Below are 15,948 nucleotides of genomic sequence, written 5' to 3' on the forward strand. Positions count from 1 at the left end.
GCGGTAAATCCCGCGCGCGGCCATGCCGCCGTGCATCCCGAATCGACGGGGGCTTCCCGGTGTTCCTGATTATTGGTTATCTGATCGTCCTTGCCGCGTCCGTCGGCACATACGCCGTCCACGGCAGCCTGATGGCGCTATGGATGCCGATGGAGTATCTCGCCATCCTCGGGCTGATGATCGGCGGCTTTCTCGGCAGCAACGGATCGAAGGCGCTCAAGGCGGTGCTGGGCGGGATTCCCGGTGTGTTCAAGGGCTCGCCCTACACCAAGGCTCTCTACCTCGATCTCCTCGGACTGCTCTACGAGGTGCTGGCCAAGGTGCGCAAGGAAGGGCTGATGTCGATCGAGAACGACGTCGACAATCCCGACTCCAGCCCGATCTTCGGCAAGTACCCGACCATCATGGCGCACCATCATGCGATGGAGTTCCTCACCGATTACCTGCGCATGATGGTCGGCGGCAACCTCAACGCCTTCGAGATCGAAGGGCTGATGGACAAGGAGATCGACACGCACCACCAGGAAGCCCACATCGCGCCGCACGTCATGGCCAAGCTCGGTGACGCGCTGCCGGCTTTCGGTATCGTCGTCGCGGTGATGGGCGTCGTGAACGTGATGGGCTCGGTCGGCCAGCCGCCGGCGGTGCTCGGCAAGATGATCGGCGGCGCGCTGGTCGGCACCTTCCTCGGTATCCTGTTGTCCTACGGTTTCGTGCAGCCGATCGCGAGCCAGCTCGAGCAGCGCGTCGAGGAAAGCGGCAAGATGTTCGAGTGCATCAAGCTGGTCCTGCTCGCCAGCATGAACGGCTATGCTCCCCAGGTTGCCGTCGAGTTCGGACGCAAGGCGCTGTACTCGGGCGAGCGCCCGACCTTCGCCGAGCTCGAGCAGGACATCAAGAGCCGCAAGGGTTGAGGCCGCGATGAATTGCGCCGCCACACAAGCGCCTGGTGCTGACCGGAAGGGGAGGGCGAGGCGTCCATGAGCGACGACAGCCAGCAGCCGATCGTCGTCAAGCGCATCAACAAGGTCGCCGCCGCAGCACACGGCGGTGCCTGGAAGATCGCCTATGCGGATTTCGTCACCGCGATGATGGCGTTCTTCCTCTTGATGTGGCTGCTGGGCTCCACGGCCCAGGGCGATCTCGAAGGGATCGCCAACTATTTCCAGAATCCGCTCAAGGTGTCGATGCAAGGCGGGTCGGGTTCCGGCGACAGCTCGAGCGTCATCCAGGGCGGCGGCGAGGATCTCACCCGTTCGCTCGGCCAGCGCAAGCGCGGCGAGGTCGAAGGACGCCGCTCGATCAACCTCGACGCGGCGAAGGGGCGGGAAGTGTATCGCGTCGAAGGCAAGGACGAAGGCGTCGAGGCGACGCGCGAGCGTGCGCGCCTCGAGGACCTGAAGGGGCGCATCGAGGCGCTCGTCGAGGCCGATCCCAAGCTGCGGCCCTTCCGCAGCCAGATCCTGCTCGACATCACCTCGGAAGGCCTGCGCATCCAGATCGTGGATGCGCAGAACCGCCCGATGTTCAACATCGCGAGCGACGAACTGCTGCCGCACACGCGCGAGTTGTTGCGCGCGATCGGGCGTGCGCTCAACGACGTCTCCAACCGGCTGAGCCTGTCCGGCCACACCGATGCGGCGCAATATGCCGGTGGCGAACGCGGTTTCTCGAACTGGGAGCTGTCGAGCAACCGCGCCAACGCCTCGCGCCGCGAACTCGTCGCCGGCGGGCTGGAGGCGGGCAAGGTGATCCGTGTCGTGGGACTCGCGGACATGGTGCCGCTGCGCAAGGACGACCTGTTCCATCCGATGAACCGGCGCATCAGCATCATCGTGATGAACAAGAAGACCGAAGAGGCCGTGCGCAACCAGGCGGGTGCGCTGGATATCGGCTCGGGCGCGCCGCTCGACGGCGACGGGCTGCGCGAAAGCATCGAAAACAAGACCCCGGCGCCGGCTGTGCCGGGCGCGGTGCGCCGCCCGCCGCCTGCGCCGGCTCGAAATCCGTCCTGATGCGATGCGCCGGGCAAGGATGCGCCGCGTGGAAACGGCCGTCGAGGTGGCTTGAAGATGCCCTTCGATGATCCCCCTTCGCGCAAGCCCGCGGCGAGCCTCGCGGCGATGGCCGCCGCCGCGGCCGCGTCGGCCCTGTCGATGGCCGGCGGGCGCGAATTCGAGCTCACGCCGGCCGACTTCGAACGCATCCGCAAGCTGATCTACGACCACGCGGGAATCGTCCTGTCGCCGGCCAAGCAGGACATGGTGTACAGCAGGCTCGCCCGGCGCCTGCGCGCGTGCGGCGACCGCAGCTTCGCGCAGTACCTCGGCCGTCTCGAGCGCGATCGCGGCGAATGGGAGGCCTTCGTCAATTCGCTGACGACCAACCTCACCTCGTTCTTCCGCGAGGCGCATCATTTCGACATCCTGTCCGAACGCCTGCGCCGCATCGCCGAACGACGCACGCTACGCATCTGGTGCAATGCCGCTTCCACGGGCGAGGAGCCGTATTCACTGGCGATCACGGTCTGCGAGGCTTTCAATACGCTCACCCCCCCCGTCCAGATCTTCGCCAGCGACATCGACACCAGCGTCCTCGCGCACGCCGAGCGCGGCGTCTATCGGGACGACCGGGTCGCGCGCGTGTCGCCGGACCTGCAGCGGCGCTATTTCGAACGCGGGGCCGGACTGGCACCGGACGAGGTGCGCGTGCGGCCGGAGCTCAAGCGCCTGCTGACCTTCCGGCGCATCAACCTGCTCGACCCGATGTGGCCGGTGCAGGGGCCGCTGGATGCGATCTTCTGTCGCAACGTCATGATCTATTTCGACAAGACGACGCAATACGGCATCCTCCGGCGCTTCGCCCCCCTGCTGCGCAAGGACGGCGCCCTGTTCGCCGGCCACTCGGAGAGCTTCATGCATGCGGGCGACCTGTTCCGCTCGCTGGGGCGGACGGTGTATCAGCGCGTCGATGCAGACAGCCGCTAGACCGTACCCGGCCGGCGGCCGCGTCATCTTCATCGGCGCCTCCACCGGCGGAACCGACGCGATCAAGCAGGTGCTGCTGGGCATGCCGGAGAACGCGCCGCCGATCCTGATCGTCCAGCACATGCCGGAGATGTTCACCGGCGCGTTCGCACGCCGCCTCGACGGACTCTGCGCGCTGCGGGTGAAGGAGGCGGAGCATGGCGAGGCGGTGGTGCCCGGCACGGCCTATATCGCGCCGGGTCATTCGCATCTGCTGATCCGGCGTGCCGCCGCGGGCGGTTACACCTGCGCGCTGTCGCGCGAGGAGCCGGTCAATCGCCACCGCCCCTCGGTGGATGTCCTCTTCGCGTCGGCCGCGGAGCTGGCGGGGCCGGCCGCGGTCGGCGTCCTGCTCACCGGCATGGGCAAGGATGGCGCGCGGGGCTTGCTCGGGATGCGCCAAGCCGGGGCGTGGACCATCGCCCAGGATGCGCGCTCGTGCGTCGTGTACGGGATGCCGCGCGAGGCGGCCGTCATCGGTGCGGCGTGCGAGGTCGTGCCGCTCGATGGTATTGCGCAGCAGGTGCTGCGTCAGGTCGTGTCCGGGGGCGGGCGTGGTTCACCCGGTTCGCCGTCATAGTGCGAAAATCCGGTTCCCGTGCGACGCCGGGCAAATTCTCCTGCGCGGCGCCTCAAGTATTTCAGGGCACTGACGTTATCTTGAGTGAAATCACGGCGCGGGGATGCCGCGTCGGTCATATTGCCGCGAATCGCGGAGAGTGAAATGTCCGAACTGTTCAAGAATATCGAGGCCCGCTCGCGGCTGGCCGGCACGAACAAGCTGGAGATCCTGCTGTTCACGCTCGGCGTCGATCAGCGCACCGGCCGCCGGGAGACCTTCGGCATCAACGTGTTCAAGGTGCGCGAGGTGATGCGCACGCCGGAGATCACCGCGGCGCCGGAAATGCCGTCGTCGGTGCAAGGCATGGTCAGCCTGCGCGGCGTGCTGGTGCCGGTCGTGGATCTCGGCCGCTATGTCGGCGTCGGGGGCGACGCCAGGCGCGACATCATGATCGTGACCGAGTACAACGGCCACACGCAGGGCTTCCTGGTCGAGGCCGTCGATACCATCCTGCGCCTCGACTGGTCGCAGATGCGCGTGCCGCCCGAGATGCTCACGGCCAACATGGGCGGGCTCGTCACCGCGGTCACCGAGCTGAAGGACAACAAGCTTGTGATGATGCTCGACGTCGAGAAGGTGCTGGCGGAGACGACCAGCCAGGATGACCAGTATCTCTTCAAGGGCATCGAGCCGATCGAGGACAGCAAGCACACGGTGTATTTCGCCGACGACTCCTCGGTCGCGCGCCGCCAGATCGAACGCACGCTGGAGGTGCTCGGCGTGCCCTTCGTCGGTGCGGTCAACGGCCGCATGGCGTGGGACGAACTGCAGAAGGCGGCGCGCTTTGCCGAAGCCACCGGGCGCAAGACCAGTGACGTGGTGAGTCTCGTGCTCACCGACGTCGAGATGCCGGAGATGGACGGCTACATGCTGACCAAGTCGATCAAGTCCGACCCGCGTTTCGCGGGCATCCCGGTGATCATGCATTCGTCGCTGTCCGGCATGTCCAACCAGCAGCTCGGCGCCTCGGTCGGCGTCGACGAGTACGTCCCCAAGTTCGAACCTCAGCGTCTCGCCGAGACGCTGCGTCGCCTGCTCCATCGGGTAGAGCAGCAGATCCGCGCGTCCTGAGGAATTCCAGTCATGTCCAGCTACCAGCCCGAAGAGAACGGCTTGCTCAACGTCGTCGATGGCCGCACCAGCCTCGCCGGTTCGAACCGCATGGAGATCCTGCTGTTCTCCCTCGGCACCACGGAGACCTTCGGCATCAACGTGTTCAAGGTCCGCGAGGTGTCGGCCGCCCCGTTCATCACGCGCGCGCCCAACATGCCGGCGGGCGTGGAGGGGCTGATCTCGCTGCGCGGCAATGTCATCCCGGTGCTGTCGCTGGCGAAGATCCTCGGGCTCGCGCAACCGGGCGAGCCGCTCGGCGCGTCGATGATGGTCACCGAATACAGCAAGCGCACGCTGGGATTCCTCGTGTCCGGCGTCGATCGCATCATCCGCGTCGAGTGGGACAAGGTGCGTGCGCCGGACAACGTGGCGAGCTCGGTGCACAACTACATCACCGCGATCACCGAGCTGCCCGACGGCAAGCTCGTTTCCATCGTGGACGTCGAGACGGTGCTCGCGACCACCTTCGGCGACGCGGTGGTCGGCAACATCACGCCGATCCCGGACGGCCAGAACTACGAGGTCTTCTATGTCGACGACTCGGGCGTCGCACGGCGCAAGATCGCCGAGGTGCTCGACAAGCTCGGGGTCAAGCACAAGCACGCCGTCAATGGCCTGGAGGCCTGGACGCGCCTGCAGGGCATGGCCAGCCACGCGCAGCAGACGGGCCGCCTGCTGAGCGACGAACTCGATCTGATCCTCGTCGATGCGGAGATGCCGGAGATGGACGGCTACGTGCTGACGCGCAACATCAAGGCCGATAGCCGCTTCGACGGCATCCCGGTGGTGATGCATTCCTCGCTGTCGTCCGAGGCGAACCGGGCGATGGGAAAGCGGGTCGGCGTAGATGCGTACGTGGCAAAATTCGACGCCGACGCGCTCGCAGACACCCTGCGGCCGCTGCTGACCCGGGGTCACCAAGGCTGACCCGGGCCGCAAGATTACGGAGATACAAGAATGTCCGACCCCAAGATGAAGTTTCTCGTCGTCGACGATTTCTCGACCATGCGCCGCATCGTGCGCAACCTGCTCAAGGAGCTGGGTTTCACGAACGTCGACGAGGCCGAGGATGGCGCCGTCGCTCTGCAGAAGCTCAACAGCGCGCCGTTCGACTTCGTCGTGACGGACTGGAACATGCCCAACATGGATGGGCTGACGCTGCTGCAGACGATCCGCCAGACCCCGCACCTGCGGCACCTGCCGGTGCTGATGGTGACGGCCGAGGCGAAGAAGGAAAACATCATCGCTGCGGCGCAGGCCGGGGCCAGCGGCTACATCGTCAAGCCATTCACCGCGGCGACGATGTCGGAAAAGCTGGAAAAGATCTTCGAGAAAATGGGCAAGAAGGCCACCGCCTGACGGGCGGGACGAGATACGATCAGGGAGTCCGATAATGGCGAAGAAGCTGAAACAGGACGAGCTCGGCGATTCGGACGAGCTTCAGGCCTTGTTCGACAGCATCGCGAACAGTCAGGCGCAGCCGGCGCCTGCCGCGGCGCCCGCCCGCGCGGCTGCGCCGGCGCGCGATTCCGGCGGCGACGATGACGAACTGCAGGCCTTGTTCGATTCCGTCGCGGCCGAGTTCGATGCGGGTTTCGCCGCGGCCGGCGCGGCAGAGACGCCGGTAGCCGGCGCGGAGGGGGGCGCGCAGCCCGAGCGCAGTTGCGACGCGGTGTTCACGCGGATCGGGCAGATGACACGACAAGTCCATGACACGCTGCGCGAGCTCGGTTCCGGCGACGGCCTGCAGGATGCGGTGCAGGCCATCCCGGACGCCCGCCAGCGGCTCACCTACATCGCACAGATGACCGAGCAGGCGGCGAGCCGCGTGCTCAACGCCACCGACATCGCCCAGCCGATCCAGGGGCGGCTCCAGTCGGGCGCCACCGGCCTGCAGGCGCGCTGGGACAAGCTGTTCGCCAACCAGCTCTCCGTCGAGGAGTTCAAGGTCCTGTCGGGCGACACGCGTGCCTTCCTGGGTGAAGTTTCCGAGGGCAGCCGGGCGACGAATGCGCAGCTGATGGAAATCATGATGGCGCAGGACTTTCAGGACCTCACCGGGCAGGTGATCAAGAAGGTCGTCGAGCTCGCGCAGAAACTGGAGACCGAACTGCTGCAGGTGCTGCTGGAGGTGACGCCGGCGGACAAGCGCGGCGAGCGGCACAGCGGCCTGCTGAACGGCCCGGTGGTCAGCGCCGAAGGGCGCGACGACGTGGTCACGACGCAGGAGCAGGTCGACGACCTGCTCGACAGCCTCGGCTTCTGAGCGGCCAGGGTCCGGCCCCCGAGGCCGGGCCGTGCGGATGAGAAGGCAGCGCGGATGCAGGGCATCGCCTGCCGGTAACGACAAAGCGAGAACGTGATGAGTGACTTCGCCGGAATGGAAGATCTCCTTCAGGATTTCCTGATCGAGGCGGGAGACCTGCTCTCCGGGGTCGACAACAAGCTGGTGGATCTGGAGCGCGCGCCCGACGATCGCAGCCTCCTCAATGAAATCTTTCGCGGCTTCCACACGATCAAGGGCGGCGCCGGTTTCCTCAACGCGACCGAGCTGGTCACGCTGTGCCACCTGACCGAGAACCTGTTCGACAACCTGCGCAACGGCGAGATCGCGGTCACGCCGGAGATCATGGATGTGATCCTCGAGGCGACCGGGACGGTGCGCGACATGTTCGCGAGCCTGGAGCAGGGCATGCAGCCGGGGGCGGCCGACGCCAGCCTGATCGTGCGCCTCAGGCAGGCCATTGCCGGTGAGCTGATCGGTGGCAGCGGGGCTGCATCCGAGCCGCCGGCGGTGGCAGCGCCGGCTGGCGCGGCGTCGCGCGGGCAGGCCGGCGGCGCCCCCGATTGGGAACTGCTGCACGGCATCGTGACGGGGGTCGCGCGCGTGATCCCGCCCGTGCGCGAAGCGCCCTCGATGGCCGCCGTCGTGCCCGCCGCCGCGCCGGCGCGGCCGGCCGAGGAGGTCATCCGGAATGCGGTGGGGCGGCGTGCGACCGACAAACCCGGTTCGCAAGTCAGCACCGGACGGCGCGAAGGCGAAAAGCAGCGCGACAACTCGATCCGGGTCGACACGACGCGCCTCGACCAGGTGCTCAACCTGTCGGGCGAGATCGGCCTCACCAAGAACCGCCTGAACGCGCTGCGCAGCGACATCCTGAGCGGACGCAACGACACCGAGACGCTGCACTCGCTGGATCTCGCCGTCAGCCAGCTCGACCTGCTCGTGTCCGACCTGCAGAACGCGGTCATGAAGACGCGCATGCAGCCGATCGGCCGGCTGTTCCAGAAGTATCCGCGCATCGCCCGCGACCTCGCGCGCAACCTGGGCAAGGACGTCGAGCTGGTGCTCGCGGGCGAGGAAACCGAGATCGACAAGACGATGATCGAGGATCTCGCCGATCCGATCATCCACCTGATCCGCAACGCGGTCGATCACGGCGTCGAGGATGCGGCAGAGCGGATCGCCAACGGCAAGCCGGAAAAATCCATCGTGCGCCTCGAGGCGCGCCAGGAAGGCGACCACATCGTGATCCTCGTCGCCGACGACGGACGCGGCATGAATGCCGAGCGCCTGCGCGCGAAGGCGGTCGAGAAGGGGCTCATCACCGACGAAGAGTCCAACGCGATGGACGAGCGCCAGAGCTTCAACCTGGTGTTCCTGCCGGGCTTCTCGATGGCGGCGCAGGTGTCGGACGTGTCGGGCCGCGGCGTCGGCATGGACGTCGTGCGCACCAACATCCAGAAGCTCAACGGCAACATCGAGATCCAGTCGCAGCTCGGCAAGGGCACGACCTTCGTGATCAGCCTGCCGCTGACGCTGGCGATCCTGCCGGTGCTGCTGGTGCGCCTGGGTGATCAGCCGTTCGCGGTGCCGCTGTCGATGGTGCGCGAGATCCTGCCGATCGAGGCGAAGGAGGTGCAGGAGGTCGGCGGGCGCGCGACGATGGTCGTGCGCGGCGAGGTGCTGCCGATCCTGCCGCTGGCGGGGCTGCTGGGCTGGCCGCTGGAGCGCGCGCCGTGCTACGGCGTGCTGATGCAGACCGCGGAGATGTCCTTCATCCTCGGCATCGATACGTTCGCGGGCCGCGAGGACGCGGTGATCAAGTCGCTCGACGACTTCCGTCCGAAGGGCGTGGCCGGAGTGACGACCCTGTCGAACGGCCAGATCGTGCTGATCCTCGACATGAAGGAGCTGCTCGGCAGCGCCGGCGACCAGCGCTGGCTGAGCCGCATGACGATGATGGCGAAGCAGGTCGCGACCGCCTGAGCGCGGGCCGGTCCGGCAAACGAAAAGCCCGGCGGGAGGGGAAGCCTCCGCCGGGCTTTGTCTTGTGTCGCGCGCGCGTCAGGCGGTGAGCTGCAGGAGCTGTGCGAAGGCGTCCTCGAACTGCGCCAGGCCTTCGCGCTGCAGGCGTTCGCCGGCCGCCGTCATGTCGATGCCCAGCGCCGCAAGCGCGTCGAAGGCCGACCGGGCGGCGGCCGCGTTGGCGGCGAGCGTCGCGCCGACCTTGCCGTGGTCGCGCAGTGCCGCGAGGGTCGCGTCGGGCAGGGTATTCACGGTTTCCGCGCCGATCAGCGGCTCGACATAGAGCAGGTCGCTGTAGGCGGTGTTCTTCGTGCCGGTGCTTGCCCACAGCATGTACTGCGGGCGGGCGCCCAGCGCGCGCAGTTCCGCGAACGCTGCGCCGTGGAAGCGCTCCCGGTATTGCTGGTAGGCGAGCTTCGCCATCGCCACGGCGGCCTGGCCGCGCAGCGCCAGCGCGCCGCCGCCGAGTTCTTCGAGTTGCTTGTCGATGAGGGTATCGACGCGCGACAGGAACAGACTCGCGACCGACATCACCGCCCGCACGTTGCCGCCCGCCTGACGAAGCCGCTGCAGGCCGCGCAGGTAGGCGTCGGCCACCGCGTCGACGTGGGCGAGCGAGAACATCAGCGTCACGTTGACGCTCACGCCGCGCCCGATCAGCTGTTCGATCGCTTCGAGCCCTGCCGGCGTCGCGGGCACCTTGATCAGCAGGTTGTCGCGGGCGACGGCCTGCTTCAGCCGGACACCCGCAGCCACCGTGCCTGCGGCGTCGTGCGCGAGGGCGGGCGATACCTCCAGGCTGACGTAGCCCGCATTGCCGCCGCTGCGCTCCCAGGTCGGCCGCAGCAGGTCGCAGGCGCGCTGCACGTCGGGGATGACCAGGCCTTCGTAGCGCGCTTCGGCGTCGAGCGCCTGCTGCTTGAGTGCCGCCAGGTCGCCCTCGTAATAGCGCCCGCCCGCGATGGCCTTGTGGAAGATCGCGGGGTTCGTCGTGACGCCGTCGACGCCGTCCTCGGCGATCATCTTCGCGAGCTGGCCTTCGTTGATGAGGGTGCGGGAGAGGTTGTCGAGCCAGACTTGCTGGCCCCGGGCGCGGACCTGGAGCAGGGGATTCATGAGCTGGAGCCGGTGTCGTGTTTGTACGGATGAAAGTCCATTGTGCAACGAATCGGTGACCGCAGAAAGACGCCGGTCACGCGAGGATGTTGCCGGGCGTGTCGGGCTACGGTGTCGTGGCGGCGGCTTGCGTCCAGTCGAGTGCGGCGAGGACCTGCGCGAAGTCGTCCGCCGGCGGCGCGTTCAGATCCAGGGGCGCGCCGGTATGCGGATGCGCGAGCTGCATGCGGGTACAGGCGAGGAGCAGCCGCGAGACGCCGAAGAGCTGCGTGAACAGCCGGTTGTGCCGCCCCTTGCCGAACGTGGCGTCGCCGATGATGGGATGGGAGAGGTGCTTGAGGTGGCGGCGGATCTGGTGGCGGCGGCCCGTTTCGGGCGCGAGTTCGACGAGCGCGTAACGGCTCGTCGGATAGCGGTCGACCTGGTACGGCAGTTCGGTCGTCGCCAGTCGGCGGAAACGGGTGACGGCGTCCTGCGCGGGGGCCTTCGCGGCAGTGTCGGGGCGGCGCTCGGCGTCGTCGAAACGGCGCGTCACTGGATGGTCGATGACGCCTTCGAGCGGCGGGTGGCCGCGTACGACGGCGAGGTAGGTCTTGCGCACCGCCTGCCGCTCGAAGGCGGCGGAGACCCGCGCCGCAGTTTCGCGGTCGAGCGCGAACAACAGCACCCCCGAGGTGCCCTTGTCGAGGCGATGCACCGGGTGCACGTGGCGGCCGATCTGGTTGCGCAGGATCTGTACCGCGAAGCGTTCCTCGTGCACGTCGAGGACCGAGCGATGCACGAGCAGCCCCGAGGGCTTGTGCACGGCGACGAGGCAGTCGTCGCGGTACAGGATGGGCAGGGTTTCCGGCGCAAGTGCCGCAGGGGCGGCTGCCCCCGCGTCGGCCGTCCGGATCGCGTCGCTCAAATCGCCGTGCCGTTCGCGTCGAAGAGGCTGTCGAACAGGATCGTGCTGAGGTAGCGTTCGCCCGAGTCCGGCAGGATCGCAACGATCGTCTTGCCCGCGTTCTCGGGCCGCTGCGCGAGGCGCGCCGCCACGGCTACGGCCGCCCCGCAGGAGATGCCCGACAGGATGCCTTCCTCGCGCGCGAGCCGGCGGGCGTAGAGGATGGCGTCCTCGTTGGTGACCGTCTCGACCGCGTCGATCAGCGACAGGTCCAGCACCTTGGGGATGAAACCCGCGCCGAGGCCCTGGATCTTGTGCGGCGAAGGCTTCAGCGGTTCGCCTGCGCGCGTCTGCGTGATCACCGGGCTCGCGGCCGGTTCGACGGCGACCGACAGGATCGCCTTGCCCCGGGTGTGCTTGATGTAGCGCGACACGCCGGTGATGGTGCCGCCGGTGCCGACGCCCGACACGAGGATGTCGATCTTGCCGTCGGTGTCGTTCCAGATCTCGGGGCCGGTCGTCGCCTCGTGGATCGCGGGGTTCGCGGGGTTGGTGAATTGCTGCAGCAGCACGTACTTGTCCGGCGCCGACGCGGCGATCTCCTCCGCTTTCGCGATCGCGCCGTTCATGCCCTTCGCGCCTTCGGTGAGGACGAGCTTGGCGCCGTAGGCGACCAGCAGCTTGCGCCGCTCGACGCTCATCGTGTCGGGCATCGTCAACGTGATGGGGATGCCGCGGGCGGCGGCGACGAAGGCCAGCGCGATGCCGGTGTTGCCGCTGGTCGGTTCGACGATCTCCTTGCCGGGGCCCAGCAGGCCGCGCTTCTCGGCGTCCCAGATCATCGCGGCGCCGATGCGGCACTTCACGGAATAGGCGGGGTTGCGGCCTTCGATCTTGCCCAGCACCGTGGCGGCGGCGCCGTCGGTGATGCGGTTGAGTCTCACCAGCGGCGTCTTGCCGATGGATTCTGCATTATCTTTGTACCAGTTCGACATGGAATGGCTCCTTGGTGCGGGAATTGGAGAATAGCAGGCGGCGGGGCCCGGCGCGCTGCCTCATTCTTCGCCGGGGCCGTTGCCGGCCGGGATGATGCAGTTGCGCAGCGCCGCTTCGGTGAGGGTGGGTGAGCACATCTCGATGAAGCGGTAGGCGAAGCCGCGCAGGTAGTGCCCGCGCCGCACCGCGATGCGCGTGGTGTTGGCGGGGAAGAGGTGGCGGCTGTCGAGCTGGCGCAGTTCGCCCTCGCGCCCGGGCTGGAAGGCCATCGACGCGACGATGCCGATGCCCAGCCCGAGTTCGACGTAGGTCTTGATGACGTCCGCGTCCATCGCCGACATCGCGACGTCGGGCGCGAGGCCCGCAGCGGCGAAGGCGCGGTCGATGATGGAGCGCCCGGTGAAGCCTTCGTGGTAGGTGATCAACGGGTATTCGGCGATGGCCTCCAGCGTGAGCGGCTGCACCGCTTCCAGCGGATGGCCGGCCGGCACGATCACCGAGTGGTGCCACGAGTAGTAGGGGAAGGACGCGAGCTCGGCGACGTCCGCGAGCGCTTCGGTGGCGATGCCGAGGTCGGCCTGGCCGTCGAGCAGCATCGACACGATCTCCTCCGGGCTGCCCTGGTGCAGCTTGAGGTGTACTTTCGGATACAGCTTCTTGAACTCGGTCACGACCTTGGGCAGCGCGTAACGCGCCTGCGTGTGCGTGGTCACGACGGTCAGGCGGCCCTCGTCGCGGTTGCTGTACTGCTCGGCCAGGCGCTTGATGTTGCCCGCGTCGAGCAGCATGCGCTCGACCATCACGACGAGTTCGCGGCCCGGGTCGGTGAGGCCCAGCAGGCGCTTGCCCTTGCGCACGAAGAGCTCGACGCCGAGCTCGTCCTCGAGGTCCTTGATGTGCTTGGAGACGCCCGACTGCGACGTGAACAGGGCGTTGGCGACCTCGGTGAGGTTGAAGTTGCGCCGCACCGTCTCGCGGATGATGCGTAGCTGCTGGAAGTTCATGCGCGTGCTCCGATGGCGTCGTTGCGCTGGAAGACTTTGAGGCGCGAGGGTAGCAGACGCACGGTCTGCCCTTCGGCGAGGGCGAGTTCGGCGACGCGCTGGCGCGTCAGTTCGACTTCGAAATGCTGGCCCGTGGCGGCGTTGAGGCCGTCGAGCTCGACGCGCGCGGTGACGCCGAAGGCGAGGATGCGCGTGATGCGCGCGGCGACGCCGGCGTCCGCGTACTCCTCGGGCACCAGGTCGAGCTCGTGCGGGCGCGCGAAGGCGATCACTTCCGCGCCGGCCTCGAACTCCCGCTGCGCATGCGGGAGCAGGTCCTCACCCACCAGCAGGTGGGCGCCGTCGACGCGCCCGTGGAAGAAGTTCACCGCGCCGAGGAAGCCGTACACGAAGGGGGTAGCGGGGTGGCGATACACCTCTTCGGGGGTGCCGACCTGTTCGACCCGGCCGCGATCCATCAGCACGACGCGATCGGCCACCTCCAGCGCCTCCTCCTGGTCGTGCGTGACGAAGATCGACGTGATGTGCAGCTCGTCGTGCAGCTTGCGCAGCCAGCGGCGCAGTTCCTTGCGCACCTTGGCGTCGAGCGCGCCGAAGGGTTCGTCGAGGAGCAGCACGCGCGGCTCGACCGCGAGCGCGCGGGCGAGCGCGATGCGCTGGCGCTGGCCGCCGGAAAGCTGCGCGGGGAAGCGGTCGGCGAGCCAATCGAGCTGCACGAGGGCGAGCAGTTCCTCGACCTTGGCGCGGATCGCCTTTTCCGACGGGCGCTGGCTGCGCGGCTTCATGCGCATGCCGAAGGCGACGTTGTCGAACACGCTCATGTGGCGGAACAGCGCGTAGTGCTGGAATACGAAGCCGACCTGGCGTTCGCGCACGTGGGTGCCCGAGGCGTCCTCGCCGTCGAGCAGCACCTCGCCCGAATCGGCCTGTTCGAGGCCGGCGATGATGCGCAGCAGCGTCGTCTTGCCGCAACCCGAGGGGCCCAGCAGGGCGACGAGTTCGCCGGTGGGGAAGTCGAGCGAGACGTTGTCGAGCGCGACGAAGTTGCCGAAAGCCTTGCGGATGTCCCTGACCTGAATGCTCATGATGCGTTGTCCCGTGGAGCTTCGATTGCGATGTCGTCTTGGCCAACGTGGGCGGCGCGGTGCTCGACCCAGGTCTTGATCGCGAGGGTCGCGAGCGCCAGCAGGGCGAGCAGCGAGGCCACGGCGAAGGCGGCGGCGAACTGGTATTCGTTGTAGAGAATCTCGACGTGCAGCGGCAGCGTGTTGGTCTCGCCGCGAATGTGGCCGGACACGACGGACACGGCACCGAACTCGCCCATCGCGCGGGCGTTGCACAGGATCACGCCATACAGCAGGCCCCACTTGATGTTCGGCAGCGTCACGTGCCAGAAGGTCTGCCAGCCGTTGGCGCCGAGCACGATCGCAGCTTCCTCTTCCTCGCGCCCCTGCGCCTGCATCAGCGGGATCAGTTCGCGGGCGACGAAGGGGAAGGTCACGAACACCGTTGCGAGCACGATGCCGGGGACGGCGAAGATGATCTTGACGTCGTGCTCGGCGAGCCACGGCCCGAACCAGCCCTGGGCGCCGAAGATCAGCACGTAGATCAGGCCCGCGATCACGGGCGATACCGAGAAGGGCAGGTCGATCAGCGTGATGAGGAAGTGCTTGCCGCGGAACTCGAACTTCCCGATCGCCCACGCGGCGGCGACGCCGAACACCAGGTTGAGCGGCACGGAGATGATCGCCGCGATCAGTGTCAGCCGGACCGCGGACAGGGCGTCCTCGTGCGTGAGTGCGGTCAGGTAGGTGTCCCAGCCCTTGCGCAGCGCTTCGACGAAGACGGCCACCAGCGGCAGCAGCAGGAAGATCGCGAAGAAGGTCAGCGAGATGCCGAGGATGGTCCATTTGACGACCCTCGTCTCGCGCGTGGCGGCCTTCGATTCGAATCGGGCGGCGGCATCGACCGGCCCCGCCCAGCTCATGGTGGTTGCGCCGGCCATCAGTGGTTCCTCCCGGTACGTTTGGCCGTCCAGGCCTGCAGGCTGTTGATGAGAAGCAGCAGCGAGAACGAGAGCAGCAGCATCACGACGGCGATCGCGGTGGCGCCGGTGTAGTCGTATTGTTCGAGCTTGGTGATGATCATCAGCGGCGTGATCTCGGAGACCATCGGGATGTTGCCGGCGATGAAGATCACCGAGCCGTATTCGCCGACGGCGCGGGCGAAGGCCAGTGCGAAACCGGTCATCAGCGCCGGCAGGATCACCGGCAGGATCACGTGGCGGAAGGTCTGCCAGCGTTGGGCGCCGAGGCTCGCGGCGGCTTCCTCGATCTCGGTGTCGAGGTCTTCGAGGATCGGCTGCACCGTGCGCACCACGAAGGGCAGGCCGATGAACACCAGTGCGACCAGCACGCCCAAGGGCTTGAACGCCACCTGGATCCCCAGCGGATCGAGGTACTGCCCGATCCAGCCGTTCTTCGCGTAGAGGGCGGTCAGCGCGATGCCGGCGACTGCGGTGGGCAGGGCAAAGGGCAGGTCGACCAGCGCATCGATCAGGCGCTTGCCGGGAAAGCTGTAGCGCACGAGCGACCAGGCCAGCAGCAGACCGAAGACGGAATTGATCGCCGCAGCCGCGAGCGACATGCCGAAGGAGAGCTTGTAGGAGGCGACCACGCGCGGTGCGCTGATCACGTCCCAGAACTCGGCGAGGCTGAGGCTCGCGGTCTTCAGGAATACCGCACCCAGCGGCAGCAGCACGATCAGCGAAAGGTAGGCGATCGTGTAGCCGAGCGTGAGGCGAAAGCCCGGCAGTACGCGGGAGGTTTGCGTTGCTGCCATCACGTTTGCTCCGCACTCATGTTTTGCTCCATATG

General features: G+C 67.4%; 16 protein-coding genes. 9 read left to right on the top strand and 7 right to left on the bottom strand.

Annotated elements, in window-relative coordinates:
• Positions 1 to 59 precede the first annotated feature (59 nt).
• The 9 genes from motA to CDA09_RS05750 all read left to right on the top strand — a co-directional run bounded on the left by motA (position 60) and on the right by CDA09_RS05750 (position 9,031).
• Positions 60 to 914 (top strand): flagellar motor stator protein MotA, encoded by an 855-nt coding sequence (motA, locus tag CDA09_RS05710; protein ID WP_121427735.1) that lies wholly within the window; start codon positions 60 to 62, stop codon positions 912 to 914.
• Between the two features lie 66 nt (positions 915 to 980).
• Positions 981 to 2,015 (top strand): flagellar motor protein MotB, encoded by a 1,035-nt coding sequence (motB, locus tag CDA09_RS05715; RefSeq protein WP_121427736.1) that lies wholly within the window; start codon positions 981 to 983, stop codon positions 2,013 to 2,015.
• Positions 2,016 to 2,072: 57 nt separating this feature from the next.
• The gene (locus CDA09_RS05720) at positions 2,073 to 2,987 is read left to right on the top strand and encodes a CheR family methyltransferase (protein WP_502697087.1); all 915 of its coding nucleotides are present in this window, start codon (positions 2,073 to 2,075) and stop codon (positions 2,985 to 2,987) included.
• On the top strand, positions 2,971 to 3,606 hold the full coding sequence (locus tag CDA09_RS05725) for a CheB methylesterase domain-containing protein (protein ID WP_121427737.1): 636 nt from the start codon (positions 2,971 to 2,973) through the stop codon (positions 3,604 to 3,606). Before CDA09_RS05720 ends, CDA09_RS05725 begins: the two co-directional genes overlap by 17 nt.
• Positions 3,607 to 3,750: 144 nt before the next feature.
• Complete coding sequence (locus CDA09_RS05730; protein ID WP_121427738.1) at positions 3,751 to 4,719, top strand: chemotaxis protein; 969 nt, start codon at positions 3,751 to 3,753, stop codon at positions 4,717 to 4,719.
• A 12-nt stretch (positions 4,720 to 4,731) separates the two neighbouring features.
• The gene (locus tag CDA09_RS05735; protein ID WP_121427739.1) at positions 4,732 to 5,688 is read left to right on the top strand and encodes a chemotaxis protein; all 957 of its coding nucleotides are present in this window, start codon (positions 4,732 to 4,734) and stop codon (positions 5,686 to 5,688) included.
• Positions 5,689 to 5,718: 30 nt separating this feature from the next.
• The gene (cheY, locus tag CDA09_RS05740; RefSeq protein WP_018991156.1) at positions 5,719 to 6,120 is read left to right on the top strand and encodes a chemotaxis response regulator CheY; all 402 of its coding nucleotides are present in this window, start codon (positions 5,719 to 5,721) and stop codon (positions 6,118 to 6,120) included.
• Between the two features lie 34 nt (positions 6,121 to 6,154).
• Positions 6,155 to 7,027, top strand: a complete 873-nt coding sequence (cheZ, locus tag CDA09_RS05745; protein WP_121427740.1) for a protein phosphatase CheZ — start codon at positions 6,155 to 6,157, stop codon at positions 7,025 to 7,027.
• Between the two features lie 96 nt (positions 7,028 to 7,123).
• Positions 7,124 to 9,031, top strand: a complete 1,908-nt coding sequence (locus CDA09_RS05750) for a chemotaxis protein CheA (RefSeq protein WP_174718413.1) — start codon at positions 7,124 to 7,126, stop codon at positions 9,029 to 9,031.
• Positions 9,032 to 9,109: 78 nt separating this feature from the next.
• Here the strand turns inward: CDA09_RS05750 and tal are convergent, their stop codons facing one another.
• The 7 genes from tal to cysT all read right to left on the bottom strand — a co-directional run bounded on the left by tal (position 9,110) and on the right by cysT (position 15,913).
• Positions 9,110 to 10,186, bottom strand: coding sequence for a transaldolase (gene tal / locus CDA09_RS05755; protein ID WP_121427741.1), 1,077 nt, complete (start codon positions 10,184 to 10,186; stop codon positions 9,110 to 9,112).
• Between the two features lie 106 nt (positions 10,187 to 10,292).
• Positions 10,293 to 11,093, bottom strand: a complete 801-nt coding sequence (locus CDA09_RS05760) for a pseudouridine synthase (RefSeq protein WP_121427742.1) — start codon at positions 11,091 to 11,093, stop codon at positions 10,293 to 10,295.
• A complete protein-coding gene (gene cysK / locus CDA09_RS05765) occupies positions 11,090 to 12,067 on the bottom strand; it encodes a cysteine synthase A (protein ID WP_121427743.1) in 978 nt (325 codons plus the stop codon). The genes CDA09_RS05760 and cysK overlap by 4 nt, the downstream gene beginning before the upstream one ends.
• Positions 12,068 to 12,127: 60 nt before the next feature.
• Positions 12,128 to 13,072: a CysB family HTH-type transcriptional regulator gene (locus tag CDA09_RS05770; protein ID WP_121427744.1), complete on the bottom strand. Its 945-nt coding sequence runs from the start codon at positions 13,070 to 13,072 to the stop codon at positions 12,128 to 12,130.
• Positions 13,069 to 14,157, bottom strand: coding sequence for a sulfate/molybdate ABC transporter ATP-binding protein (locus CDA09_RS05775; RefSeq protein ID WP_121427745.1), 1,089 nt, complete (start codon positions 14,155 to 14,157; stop codon positions 13,069 to 13,071). Before CDA09_RS05775 ends, CDA09_RS05770 begins: the two co-directional genes overlap by 4 nt.
• Positions 14,154 to 15,077, bottom strand: coding sequence for a sulfate ABC transporter permease subunit CysW (gene cysW, locus CDA09_RS05780; protein WP_121427746.1), 924 nt, complete (start codon positions 15,075 to 15,077; stop codon positions 14,154 to 14,156). The genes CDA09_RS05775 and cysW overlap by 4 nt, the downstream gene beginning before the upstream one ends.
• Positions 15,077 to 15,913 carry a sulfate ABC transporter permease subunit CysT gene (gene cysT, locus CDA09_RS05785; RefSeq protein ID WP_121427747.1) on the bottom strand — a complete coding sequence of 279 codons (837 nt, stop codon included), beginning with the start codon at positions 15,911 to 15,913 and terminating at the stop codon, positions 15,077 to 15,079. The genes cysW and cysT overlap by 1 nt, the downstream gene beginning before the upstream one ends.
• Positions 15,914 to 15,948 lie beyond the last annotated feature (35 nt).

It is taken from the genome of Azoarcus sp. DN11 (genome assembly GCF_003628555.1).
GTDB lineage: Bacteria > Pseudomonadota > Gammaproteobacteria > Burkholderiales > Rhodocyclaceae > Aromatoleum.